This window comes from Actinomyces stomatis, assembly GCF_031292835.1.
GTDB classification, from domain to species: Bacteria; Actinomycetota; Actinomycetes; order Actinomycetales; family Actinomycetaceae; genus Actinomyces; species Actinomyces stomatis.
On the sequence record NZ_JASPEP010000001.1, the window covers coordinates 251,250 to 263,301 of the forward strand.

At 68.0% G+C, this 12,052-nt stretch carries 8 protein-coding genes and 1 pseudogene; 3 read left to right on the top strand and 6 right to left on the bottom strand.

Annotated elements, in window-relative coordinates:
* Positions 1-14 precede the first annotated feature (14 nt).
* From RIV12_RS01040 to RIV12_RS01060, 5 genes are all read right to left on the bottom strand, one after another.
* Positions 15-1,709: a GTPase family protein gene (locus RIV12_RS01040; protein WP_309321585.1), complete on the bottom strand. Its 1,695-nt coding sequence runs from the start codon at positions 1,707-1,709 to the stop codon at positions 15-17.
* The gene (locus RIV12_RS01045) at positions 1,706-3,502 is read right to left on the bottom strand and encodes a dynamin family protein (RefSeq protein WP_075416987.1); all 1,797 of its coding nucleotides are present in this window, start codon (positions 3,500-3,502) and stop codon (positions 1,706-1,708) included. Before RIV12_RS01045 ends, RIV12_RS01040 begins: the two co-directional genes overlap by 4 nt.
* Positions 3,499-4,944 (bottom strand): histidine--tRNA ligase, encoded by a 1,446-nt coding sequence (gene hisS / locus RIV12_RS01050; protein ID WP_309321587.1) that lies wholly within the window; start codon positions 4,942-4,944, stop codon positions 3,499-3,501. The genes RIV12_RS01045 and hisS overlap by 4 nt, the downstream gene beginning before the upstream one ends.
* A gap of 35 nt (positions 4,945-4,979) precedes the next feature.
* Positions 4,980-5,795, bottom strand: a complete 816-nt coding sequence (locus RIV12_RS01055) for an MBL fold metallo-hydrolase (RefSeq protein ID WP_309321588.1) — start codon at positions 5,793-5,795, stop codon at positions 4,980-4,982.
* Positions 5,796-5,878: 83 nt separating this feature from the next.
* A complete protein-coding gene (locus RIV12_RS01060; RefSeq protein ID WP_428978898.1) occupies positions 5,879-7,492 on the bottom strand; it encodes an ATP-binding cassette domain-containing protein in 1,614 nt (537 codons plus the stop codon).
* 294 nt (positions 7,493-7,786) lie between these two features.
* Between RIV12_RS01060 and RIV12_RS01065 the strand changes: the two genes are divergently transcribed.
* Positions 7,787-9,472, top strand: coding sequence for a DUF349 domain-containing protein (locus RIV12_RS01065; protein ID WP_309321591.1), 1,686 nt, complete (start codon positions 7,787-7,789; stop codon positions 9,470-9,472).
* A 118-nt stretch (positions 9,473-9,590) separates the two neighbouring features.
* Here RIV12_RS01065 and RIV12_RS01070 read toward each other — a convergent pair.
* Positions 9,591-10,466: pseudogene (locus RIV12_RS01070) on the bottom strand (MerR family transcriptional regulator).
* Between the two features lie 169 nt (positions 10,467-10,635).
* Between RIV12_RS01070 and RIV12_RS01075 the strand changes: the two are divergent.
* Together RIV12_RS01075 and RIV12_RS01080 are read left to right on the top strand one after the other, a co-directional pair.
* A complete protein-coding gene (locus tag RIV12_RS01075; RefSeq protein WP_309321592.1) occupies positions 10,636-11,229 on the top strand; it encodes a hypothetical protein in 594 nt (197 codons plus the stop codon).
* 122 nt (positions 11,230-11,351) lie between these two features.
* The gene (locus RIV12_RS01080) at positions 11,352-12,038 is read left to right on the top strand and encodes a hypothetical protein (RefSeq protein WP_309321594.1); all 687 of its coding nucleotides are present in this window, start codon (positions 11,352-11,354) and stop codon (positions 12,036-12,038) included.
* The last annotated feature ends 14 nt before the right edge of the window (positions 12,039-12,052 follow it).

Consider the following 12,052-nt stretch of genomic DNA (forward strand, 5'->3'; position numbering starts at 1 on the left):
CGCCTCGAGCCGTTTCAGGTGATTCGCTCCAGAATCCGCGCGAGCTCCCCCCATCCGTGCGTCTCGGTCCTGAGCGGCTCGATGAGCTCGGCGTCGATGACCTCGTCGGTGGCCCGGCGCAAGTGGTCACTGATCCGCCTGCTGTGACGCCTGGCCTGAAGTCGGGCCAGGAACGTACCCACCCACGCAAGGACCAGTCCGATCAGCAGACCTCCGAGCAGGAGGATGGTGGGCCAGGGGACTCTCCCCCAGCGAGGAACGTCGATGCTGATGATCAGGAGGTAGTCCTCCAGAACGTGAATGGCTGCCAGCCACAGCCCACCGATGAGCGCCGTCAGTGCGGTCACCCACTGCAGCACGTTCGCGACGCTCCACCAGGCCGGGCGCTTCCACGCCCCGTAGTCCACCTGGGCCACAGCCAGATCCAGAGGCTCGGCAAGCTTCTCAGCGCGCTCGTCACTGCGCAGAACGGCCTGGGCCGCCAGATCACCGGGCAACCCGGAGCAGGCCGCTACGGCGTAGACGTGAGCACTGCTGCGCAGCCTGCCCGTTGCCGCAGGTCCTGCGGGGGGCAGGGAGCTGAGGTCGATGACACCGGCCCCTGTGGCGCCGTCGGATCGTTCAGCGTCTCCGGCCTCTGGTGCCGGTGGGCGCCTGGTTCCCAGGTGGAGGGCTCGCAGCGGGTCGCGTCGCAGGTGTGCGATCCACCGCAGCCAGAACCAGCCGACTCGAGTGTGTGCCCGGTGACGGTCCGATCCTTCGACCGCCTGCGAGACGACGTCGACTCCGGCGAGGCTCGCGGCCGCCTGCCTGAGCGCCTTCAGGGACTGACTAACCTGCGGGGCCTGCTGAGCGGCCGGATCCGGCGCACCGGCGAGTGAAGCGGATGGGGCAATGAGCCCCGTCCGCTCTCCCATGTCGCTGGCTGCGCGCCTGGCGTGGGCGACAAGGCTTCGGGCACTGGCCAGCCTGTTCGAGGCGACCGAGGCCACGGCGTGCGCCAGGGTCTCAACGCCCTCTCCGGTCAGGGCACTGACGGGCACCACCGAGACGGTTCCAAGACCCTCGCGGTCCAGGATCCTCCTCAGGTCGGTGAGTACTGCGTCCCGGCTCTCAGAGTCGAGCCGATCCACCTGGTTGAGGGCGACGACCATGACGTCGGCGTGTGCCGCCATGGGAATGAGGAAGTCGCGATGAACGACGCCGTCGGCGTACTTCTCCGGGTCGAGGACCCAGACCAGGACGTCGACCTTGCCCGCCATGCGCTGGGCGATGGCCCGGTGCGCGGGTTCGTCGGAGTCGATGTCGGGCAGATCAACCAGTACCGTGGTCTCGCCCAGGGCCCAGCCGCCATCGACGCGCACCCTGTGGCTGATGGCCAGCCAGTCCAACAGCTCCGTGGCCTCGACGGCCGTATCCGGGACGACGGCGAGGGGCTGGGTGGTCGTCGGACGGGTGCGGGCGGTACGGGACACCTCGGAGCCGGTCAGGGCGTTGGTGAGGCTGGACTTGCCCGACCCTGTCGCCCCGAGAAGGGCCGCCACCGTCGTCTCCGGCGCCAGACGCCGACGGTGGGAGGCCTGTGCGAGGACATCCCTGGCCTGAGTGAGCTCTTCACGCAGACCGAGCTGCTCACCCAGGTTGACGGCCCTCTCCAGGCCCTCGAGAACCAGTGCCAGGTCCAGTGCGCCGGAGCGATCAGTGGTCACCTGACCCTCCTCCCTGCCGTCCGGCGACTGCGGGCGGCAGGCAGGGCGCGCAACGACGTGGCCGCCTCCTGGCAGGCCCGAAGTTGTTCTCGCAGCGTCTCTGCGCTGGGGGTGGGGACCGGAAGAGCATCAGTGAAGCACTTCGCCTGGTTGGCGAACAGACCGGTGGCACGCCTACTGAGGTCCTCCCGGGCCGTCTTGGTCATGCCGCGCATCGCCTGGTCTCCGAAGACGGCCTCCAGGACCCGCTGGGCGAGGACGGCGGTCCCGCCCGCAATCCCCACCTCTCCCCCGGTCAGTCCACCGGTGTGAGCGAAGACGAGGATCATGAGGACGACTCCGGCTCCGTTGACCCCCAGGGACAACAGGCGGGCGGTGAGCCGCTTGTCAGAGCCCTCGGCTCGAACGAGGGTGAGAACCTGACGCTGCCAGTCGTGGACGAGGGCCGCGGCAATGACCTCAAGGCCGGTCTGGGTGGGCACCTCCGCCAGCGCCCGGTTCAGGGCCTGCTGGGAGGTGCCGGCCCGCCTCCAGGAGCGTTCCGTGGCCAGGCAGGCCCGTTGGGACTCGGCGACCAGGAGCTCGACCAGGGAGGAGCCGATCGCCTGCTCAACGCGCTTGGCCGGGGCCGGACGCCCCCGCAGAAGCGACGTGATACGGTCGCGGACCCGCCCCACCTGCACCTCCAAGGACCGGAACAGATCCCCGGTACCCACGAACTCCTGCCAGCGGGTCAGCACCTCGCCGTGCAGCATGGAACCGTCCTCAGTGGCCTCGATGACGCGCTCAAGAGCGTCGTCGTGCTCAGAGGTGGCTGCTCGGCGCAGCTCGGCGTGCTCGGCCTCCTGGGAGTCCAGCTCGACGGCGAGCAACTCGCTCTGCGCCAGTACGGCACCGATGGCCCCGGTCAGGCTGCGGTGCGCGACGTCCTGGCGAGCGGCGGCGTCTGAGGCCAGTGCTCCCAGCCACTGGCGCAGCGGCGAGACGCAGGACTCGGGCAGAAAACCGTCGTCGTCCAGAGTGGTTTCAGGAATCGTGAAGACGGGAGCCTCGGCCAGGTTAGCCTCCGCGAGCCGGCGACGCAGATCGGCCTCCACCTCTGCCTGTGCACCGTCCGGTACCCGGTCCAGGACGATGGCAGCCGTGATGTGCCGCTCGGCCGCGGCCCGCAGGTGCTCCCAGGGGACGGCATCGGCGTAGCGCGCTGCCGTGGTGACGAAGATCCACAGGTCCGCACCGGCAAGGAGCGTCGCGGCCAGGTCCCGGTTGTCCTCGACCACGGAGTCGACATCGGGTGCGTCCACGATCGCCAGCCCCTCGGGGAGTCCCTCACAGGATCGCAGCTCGAGCTCTCTGGGCGTGTGGTCGGTGGCCGGGCTCGCCGGAGCATCGGGGGCCACGCGCAGTCGTGACAGGGAGCCCAGGACCCGGTCGGTGTCGAACCAGGCGGCGTCGGTCGGTGCGTGCAGCAGCAGGGGACGGCGCGTGGTGGGGCGGATCGCGGAGGCCCTGGCCACGTGTCGGCGAACGAGTGAGGACACGAGGGTCGATTTGCCCGCCCCGGTCGAGCCGCCGACCACGGCCAGCAGCGGAGCGTCCAGGCTGGCCAGGCGAGGAAGGATGTAGTCGCCGAGCTGGTCACGGATGAGCGTGGCCTTGTCCGAGGCGGCGGCGGTTCCTTGAAGGACGTAGGGCATGGACAAGGTCGTCAGGCTGTCCCGGAGGGCGGACAGCGCCCTCGTCGCCTGCTGGACGTTGTGCGTGCTGCTGGACTCGCTCCGGCTCATGGTCATGAGGCTGAGTCGACCTCGCAGCCGTCCTCGCCACCGGTCTGCGAGCAGGCCGCAACCCGGCTGATGGTGATCCGTGGAGCGGCATCGTCGGTGGGCGGCTGCCAGGTGGCGGCGTCGGCCTCGACCTGCTCACCGGAGCGGATGTCCTTGACCGAGTCAGGGGCGCCATCGGCACCGGGGAACCACACGAAGGGGATGGAGCGCTTGTCCGCGGCCTTGATCTGCTTGCCGAACTTGGCGGCACTGGGAGCCACGTCGGCGCTGATGCCGCGGGCGCGCAGCGCATCGGCGATCGCGTCGGAGGCGGAGCGGTGGGCCTCGTCAGTCACGGCCACGAGCACCGCCGTGGGCACGGAGCGGCTGACCTCCACGAGCCCCTCTCCGATGACACGGGCCAGGAGCCGGGACAGACCGATGGAGATGCCCACACCGGGGAAGGTGCGCTTGCCGTTGGTGGCCAGGGAGTCGTAGCGGCCTCCGGAGCACACTGAGCCGAGATCCTCGTGGCCGGCCATGAAGGACTCGTAGACCGTGCCGGTGTAGTAGTCCAGCCCGCGAGCGATCTTGAGGTCGGCGATGACGGCACCGGGGCGACGTCGTCCGGCGGCCTCGAGCAGTGCGGTCAGCTCGGCCAGGCCCTCGTTGAGAAGCTCGCTGGGCTCGGCGCCCGCCAGTGCCCGCAGGACCTGCCCGGAGACGTCCTGGCCCTCGGTTCCGGTGATGGTGGCGAGCCTGAGGGCCTGCGCCGCCTGCTGCGCACTGACACCGACGCTCTGGGTCAGCTCGGCGGCCACCTTCTCGGGGCCGATCTTGTCGAGCTTGTCGACCACGCGCAGGACCTCGATGAGCCGGTCCGTGTCGATGCCGATGGACTGGTAGAAGCCCTGGGCGACCTTGCGGTTGGACACGTGGATGATGACCGCGGGCACCGGCAGGGAGCTGAGCGCCTCGTGCATGATGAGGGGGACCTCGACATCGTGGTGGAGCGGCAGGGCGCCATCGCCGACGATGTCGATATCGGCCTGGATGAACTCGCGGAACCTTCCCTCCTGAGGCCGCTCCCCGCGCCAGACCTTCTGAATCTGGTAGCGCTTGAACGGGAAGGTCAGCAGCCCGGCATTGTCGACGACGTAGCGGGCGAAGGGGACGGTCAGGTCGAAGTGGAGCCCCAGCTGCTTGCGCGGATCCGTCTCGGACTCGGACTCGGCAGGATCCGCCTGCAGGCGGTTGAGCAGGTAGACCTCCTTGGAGGTCTCCCCCTTCTTCGTCAGCTCGCTCAGCGGCTCGACGGCGCGGGTCTGGATGCCGCTGAAGCCGTGGAGCTCGAAGGTGCGGCGCAGGATGTCGACGAAGTGCTGCTCGACGATGTGGCCCGCGGGGAGCCACTCGGGGAAGCCGGACAGTGAGGAGAGGGCTTGTCGTACCTGTGCCATGGTCCGCATTGTGTCATGACGGGCAGCGAGCCCGCGCACCGCCGTCAGGCCTTGAGGTCTCCTCCACGGATCTTGGCCTCGGCGAGGTATGGGTTGCCGTGGTGCTCGTGCTCCATGGTGGTCACTGCACCGTGCCCGGGCAGAAGAATGGTGGCCGGGTCGACGGCGCTGGCCAGGAACCGCAGGGTACCGAGCATCTGCACCTGGTCTCCGCCGGGAAGATCGGTGCGTCCCACGGATCCCTTGAAGATGACGTCGCCGTCGAGCGCCATGAGGTAGGTGCGCTCCTCGTCGGCGGCAGAGGGGTCGCCCTCAATGACCTCGGCCTCGTACAGCAAGGCGTTGTCCGCCAGGCGGGCCTCGAAGAAGAACAGTGAGGACCCCTCCGAGTGGCCCGGAGCGGGGACTGCGCGTAGAGCGATGCCGGGGACCAACTCGACGGCCTGGGAGAAGCCGTCTCCCGGGAAGAGACGGATGTCGGTGGGCTGCTTCCACTCAGTACCGGCCATGTCGGTGAAGCTCATGCCGTTGGCGCTGATGCCGGTGGTGATGTCGGGCTCCTCGAGCCGGTACCGGTCTCGCTCGGGGATGTAGACCGGCACGTCGACGGCGTCATCACTGGTGAGCAGGCCCTCACCGTGGGCAGCCTCGATGAGCGCCTGGCTGTCCCACACGTGGTCGGCGTGACCGTGGGTGAGCAGGATGGCGCTCAGGGTGAGCTGGTTGGACCGAAGGAGGGCCATGGCGCAGCGAACGGAGCCGGCTCCGGGGTCGACGACGAGGGCGGGCTCACCCGGGCCTGCGGCCAGGACATAGCAGTTGGCTGCGAACACGGGTGCGATGGTGCGCTCCAAGATCATGCCTCCCACCCTAACTTGGATCACCTGGTACCTGGTGCGAATACGTTTCCAAGCGCCGCTCAGGTCCACAGGACCCAGCTGGCTCACCGAAGGTGAAGCCGTCGCCCCCACCAGTGCTCACTGAGCCGGCGGTCGTGGCTGGCGACGATGAGCGTGCCCGTCCATGTCCTCAAAGCGGCCTCGAGCATCTCGAGGGCGTCCAGGTCCAGGTAGTTCGTGGGCTCGTCGATGACAAGCACCTCAGGCCCGGCAGCAGCGGCCAGGGCCAGCTGGGCGCGGCGCTGGTTGCCGTCGGAGAGCTCGCTGAGGGGACGGTTCCACAGGCGCGGGTGCAGAGCGCCCCGGCCACGGTCCCCGATCCCCTCGACCCACACGTCCTCATCCACCCCAGGGTCGCCGAGACGCGGCAGGTGCTGGGGTATCCAGAACACCGAGCCGGATACCGTGAGGCTGCCGCTGGAGTCCTCCGTGGGCGCCGACCGCCTACCCAACCAGGCCAGAAGCGTGGACTTCCCGCTCCCATTGACGCCGGTGACCAGCAGGTGCTCGCCTGTCATGACGTCGACCGTGACCGGTGCAAGGCGCCCGTGTACGGCGGCCGACCGGGCCGAGACCGCTATTCCTCTTCGCGGTGCCGGTTCAGTCAGGCGCAGCCGCAGCTCGTAGGAGCGTGGCCTGCGCACCTCGGTACTAGCGAGCGCCTCCAGCCGGCGGTCGTCCTGCGTCTGGCGCCGGGTGGAGACGCGCTGGGCGCGGTCGGCGTAGAACTTGCGGGCTATGCGGGCCTCGGTCCGGGGCGCTGCCCCGCTGTGCCCAACGATCTCGGAGTCGCGACGGTGACGCGCGAGCTTGCGCCGCTGCTCCTGCTGACGCTGGTGAAGGCTGCGGTGGGATGACCTGGCGTACGCCTTCTCCACGAGGTAGTCGCTGTATCGCCCCGCGCACCGGTAGGCACCCATGGGGCCGCTGTCCCCGGAGGCGGTGGCGAGTGCCTGCCACGGCGCTGTGTCGAGGTCGACGACGGCGGTGGCCACCTCGTCGATGAAGGCACGATCGTGGGTGGTGAACAGGACCGGTCCGGGCCATGACACCATCATCTGGCTCAGGTAGTCGCTGCTACCGGCATCCAGGTGGTTGGTGGGTTCGTCGAGCACCAGAGCCTGACCAGAGACCAGGAGCAGGGCGGCAAGCTCCAGCCTTCCCCGTTGCCCCGGTGACAGGGAGGAGACAAGGCGGCCTGTGTCCACCTGCCCCAGTCCCAGCCCGGCGAGCGCCTCAGCCCGTCGAGCCGGCAGGTTCCAGGCGTCGAGCGACTCAAGCCGGGTCAGCAACGAGTCGTATTCCTCGGCGAGGGAGCCGGTTTCAGCTCCGGCCTGGGCAATGGCCTCGCCCATGCGCTCGAAACGATCAAGCGCGTCCAGGGTCTCAGCGCAGACGGCGTCGAGGTAGCCCTCGATCGACGTGGCAGTCGACTCCGCCGAGTCGGCCGCCGGCGGGCCATGATGCTCGGGAATGCTGACAGTCCCGTGGTCAGGCGACAGCTCGCCGGTGGCCAGGCGCAGGAGCGTGGACTTCCCCGATCCGTTGGGGCCGACGACGCAGACGCGTTCGTCGTCGGAGACCGTAAGGTTGATGCTCTCCAGCAAGGGGGCGGAGGTGTAGGAGAAGCTGACATGGGAGAAACTGATCGCAGGCATGACTCGTCCTTGGCATGAGGCGGTGGGGGCACGGGGGCGAGTCACGCGAGCATGGTCACATGCTAACAGCGCCAGGCGTCGACGAGGTTTGGGGAGCCGACACCGGCCCGCTCGTCAGGGGCATCGGCGCTCAACGAATCAACTGAAATCGGTGGGGCGAAGGATGGTGAATGCTGCCGGCAGGAACGTAGACTCTCGGCACTGCCGTCCTCCGACGGCACGTCACCACCACCCGGCTTGAGAGCCGGGCGCGAACGGAACGGAGCGGTCACGCCGCTCCCTCCCCGTCAACCCATGAAGGAGCATCCCGTGACTGAGCGGAACCAGCCCGACACTGAGCAGACCATCCAGCCGACCGTCCTCGAGGAGTCGGCAGCGCCCACCCCGACGGAGCAGGCGCCTGAAGCCGCCACCTCCCCCGTTCCGGAGGCCGAGTCCACCTCGCCCGCGGCGACCGACAGCACCTCGGAGACGTCGTCGGCTCCCGCCCCGATGGAGTCGGGAACCGATGAGCCCTCCGGCGATTCCACTGAGGAACCAACTGAGGAGCGCGCCGAGCCGGTCTCCGCCGACTCCGGGTCGAAGGAGACCCCCCAGGACGAGCGGCCGGCCGAGTCGGCTGAGAATCCTGAGCCCACGGAGACCACGCAGGAGGGGAACACACCGACCCCGGCCGACGTTCCCGCCCCGGCGGCGGCCTCCACGGCGCCCGCCGAACCGGCCGTTGACCCGCAGGAGGCCATGGACGCCGCCAAGTGGGGGCGCGTCGACGGTGAGGGCCGGGTCTACGTCCAGGACGGTGGCGCCGAGCGCGAGGTCGGCCAGTTCCCCGATGCTCCCATCGCCGAGGCCATGGCCTTCTACGTGCGCCGCTATCTGGATCTCAAGGCGACCATCGACCTGTTCGCCACCCGCCTGCCCCAGCTCAGCGTCCGCGAGATCGACTCGACCCTGTCCTCGATCTCCGAGTCCCTGACCGAGCCGGCCGCCGTCGGCGATCTGGAGGGACTGCGGGCCCGCTTCGCCGCGCTCAAGACGGTGGCCGCCGAGCGACGCGAGGCCGTGTCCGCTGAGCGTGCGGCCGCCAAGGAGCAGGCCCTCAAGGAGCGCACGGCGATCGTCGAGCGCGCTGAGGCCATCGCCGAGCAGGACCCGGCCCGCACGCAGTGGAAGAACTCCGGCGCCGAGCTGCGTGAGCTGCTCGAGTCCTGGAAGGCCGCGCAGCGGCGCGGGCCGCGCCTGGACCGTCCCACCGAGGACGGGCTGTGGAAGCGCTTCTCCCACGCGCGCACCACCTTCGACCGTCACCGCCGCCAGTTCTTCAGCGAGCTGGACGCCAAGCAAGCGCAGGTGCGGGCCGCCAAGGAGGCGCTCATCAAGCGCGCCGAGGAGATGCAGAACTCCACCGACTGGGCCGGCACCTCCGCGAAGTACCGCGACCTGCTGGCCGAGTGGAAGAAGGCCGGACGCGCCTCCCGCAAGGAGGACGACGCCCTGTGGGCCCGCTTCCGGGCTGCCCAGCAGGTCTTCTACGACGCCCGCCGCGCCAAGGACGAGGCCGTCGACGCCGAGTTCGCCGAGAACCTCAAGGTCAAGGAGGCGCTGGTGGCCAAGGCCGAGGCGCTCCTGCCCATCAAGGACATCAAGGCCGCCAAGAAGGCCCTGCGCCCCATCCAGGACGCGTGGGAGGAGGCCGGGCGGGTCCCCCGCGGAGCCGTGCGCCGCATCGAGGGCCGCATGCGCGCCGTCGAGGACGCCATCCGCGAGGCCGAGAACGCCGAGTGGCGCCGCACCGACCCGGAGACCAAGGCCCGCGCCGAAGGCCTGGCCGGTCAGCTCCAGGATGCGATTGCCGGCCTGGAGAAGGACCTGGCTGCCGCCCAGGCTGCCGGCGATGCCAAGAAGATCGCCGAGGCCGAGGCCGCTCTGACGGCTCGCCGGGCCTGGCTCGAGCAGGTGCTGCGCTCGGCCAAGGCCTGACCCGAGCACGTTCCGCACAGCTCTGAGACTCAAGGAGCGCCTGAGGCGGGGACGACACCACCCACTGGTGTCGGCCCCGCCTCTTGTCTCGTCCTGGCGTCCGTCGTCGGGAGAACTGCTACTCCCAGGCGGCGGTCGCGGGGTCCAGTCCCTCAGACCTGGCGCAGGCGTCGATGACGTCCTTGAGCCAGGACGCCAGCCCTGGCGCGCGCTTGTCGTAGTACCGGGCGTAGCGCTCGTCCGCCACTTAGCCGCGGGCGATGATGACCTGCTTGGAGGCGGAGACCTCGAACCACCGGTTGAAGTCCTTGCGGTGCCACCGCGCCAGGGCATTGGCCTCGGGGCTGCCCGGCTCGACGCCACTGCGCATCGCCTCGGCCAGCGCAGTCTCCAGGGCGACAGTCTCCTCGTGCGCCCGCTCCCAGTCGGCGCGAGACATCCGGGCCTTGCGCCGATAGGACTCGGCCCACTCCTCAGTGTCACCCCACCGAGCGTGGGCCTCCTCGATATAGACGGGGTCCCAGTCGGTCCCCCAGATCTCCGCCATCTCAGCCACGGAGATCCTCGCTCCCGACTGCTGTATATCCATCACCATGTCAATCGAGCTGAGCATCTGCTGCAGGTGGGAGATCTGTCCTTGCACCAGCTCACGCTGACGGCGCAGGTGCGTGACCGCGTCAGCGCACGGCTCATCAAGGACTGTCTTGATGTCGGCCAGGCTCATGCCGGTCTGCCGGTAGACGAGGACCTGCTGGATGCGCATGATGTCCGTCTCGCAGTAGAGCCGGTACCCGGCGTCACTGCGTCGAGACGGATGCACCAGACCGGACTCGTCCCAGTGGTGCAGCGCCCGGACACTGACGCCCAGGAACGTTGAGACCTCACCGACCGTCATGGCGATGTCCGCGTCGTTGGACGCGGCGTTGTCCACGGTGTCGGCTGCTGTGTCACGTCTCCCAACTCCGTCGTTGTGACGCCGTTCGGAATCCTTCACCGTGTCTCCTTCCTCAGCGCCTGCTCCGGCTGGTTGGTGTCCTAGTGCATCCAGTCCACCGTGACGCCTCCCGCCGCGTGAGGGTCAACTCCTCGCACACACGACAAGGTTATCCACAGGCGGCCGGTTCGCTGTGGCGCCGGCAACCGGGAGAAGTCCACGATGGCCTATGCCTCGTTTCGTCCCGGTTCCCGGTCACGCCGCCGTGGCCCACCTGTCCGCCCGCCCGCTCTCCCCCGTTCTGGGCACGCTTCCGACCCAGGACATGCAGGTGCTCAGGTGCGCCGGACTTGACGCCCGACTGCTGGTCAACATCCTGGGCAACCTGCAACCGGCCGATACCCTGCGTTCGGCGGAGGGACGTATGCGGGCCGTTGCCGCCGCCCTGCCCTGCCGGGGCGTCCTTCTGGCCGGCACCGCCCTGTGGGTGCACGTCGGTGGCACTCCGCCCGACACGCTGGAGGTGTGTCTACCCGGAGGTCGTCGAAGCCGGCTGCCCTACCTGGTGACCAGACGAGGCAGACTGCCCCACTGCGACACGACCGTGATCGGTGGCATCACCTGCGCCACGATCGCCCGAGCCGCCGTCGACATCGCCCGCCTGGGGCCACCGGTGCAGGCCGTGCAAGCCGTCATGACCGCCCGCGACCACGGAGTGAGTCGAGTCCGTCTCCTGCTGACGCTCAACCACTGTCGTGGGGCAGCCAGCAGAGGCTGCCCGCGGGCGCGGCACATCATCGAGTCCGTCGTATTCCACCAGTAAACAGCGACACATTTTCGAAGAAAATTGATTCGAGTCACCACCGCGGGCACCAGTCATAGCCTTCATTACGCCTTCAGTGAAGCCGTTCACAACTCCCTGCAGAAGAAACTAACGTTGTCAACGTGAAGAATATTCCATTCCCTCTTGGTCTTGCTATGATACTCGGCATCATCATCAGGCTGGGATTGGACCACTTCGACCGAGTGACCGGCTCCGCCATGACAGAAGATGGCGTTGCACGATCAAAACCGCCACAATATCAGTTGCTCGGCGGCGGAGGAGTGTTATTTATCGGCCTAGTCGCCCTCTGGCTCGGCTGCAGGCGATGGATCAACCCTTCATTTTCTGACGACGACACCGGCGTCGCCACCATATGGCTCGTGATCGCCATCATACTCATCACTTTAGGAGGTGGAGTATTCCTCCAAACAAGCATTAATTACATCGAGGTCGGACCAGGATACATCGAGAAGCATTCCTTCCTTGACGGGACAACCCGAATCGACTTCGAAGACATCGAGTCGTACTTATACTCACATGAATACTTATACTCACATAATTATTCAAGCAATCTATGGCGGGCCGACAGCCTTGTCATACTTTCTTCCGATCGACGCAGGATTAAGTTTTCTCCCGAAGGCTTCAAAGGGGAGCATGTAACATCCGTCATCGCCTTTCGCCTTCGCAAGAATCGTTGGCCGTCCTTACTGGATGAATTCGACCAGCTTGCCGTTATGGAGGCAGCTGCCGATGGCTCTGGCAAGTCCTATTTACGAAGAGTCAGTGGTGCCAGGCTAGATGCCGCGTAACGATCCGTCGTCAA

Coding starts and splice junctions, on each gene's coding strand:
- RIV12_RS01045 (WP_075416987.1), bottom strand. CDS start 3,502: ATGACCATGAGCCGGAGCGAGTCCAGCAGCACGCACAACGTCCAGCAG.
- hisS (WP_309321587.1), bottom strand. CDS start 4,944: ATGCGGACCATGGCACAGGTACGACAAGCCCTCTCCTCACTGTCCGGC.
- RIV12_RS01055 (WP_309321588.1), bottom strand. CDS start 5,795: ATGATCTTGGAGCGCACCATCGCACCCGTGTTCGCAGCCAACTGCTAT.
- RIV12_RS01060 (WP_428978898.1), bottom strand. CDS start 7,492: ATGCCTGCGATCAGTTTCTCCCATGTCAGCTTCTCCTACACCTCCGCC.
- RIV12_RS01065 (WP_309321591.1), top strand. CDS start 7,787: ATGAAGGAGCATCCCGTGACTGAGCGGAACCAGCCCGACACTGAGCAG.
- RIV12_RS01075 (WP_309321592.1), top strand. CDS start 10,636: ATGCCTCGTTTCGTCCCGGTTCCCGGTCACGCCGCCGTGGCCCACCTG.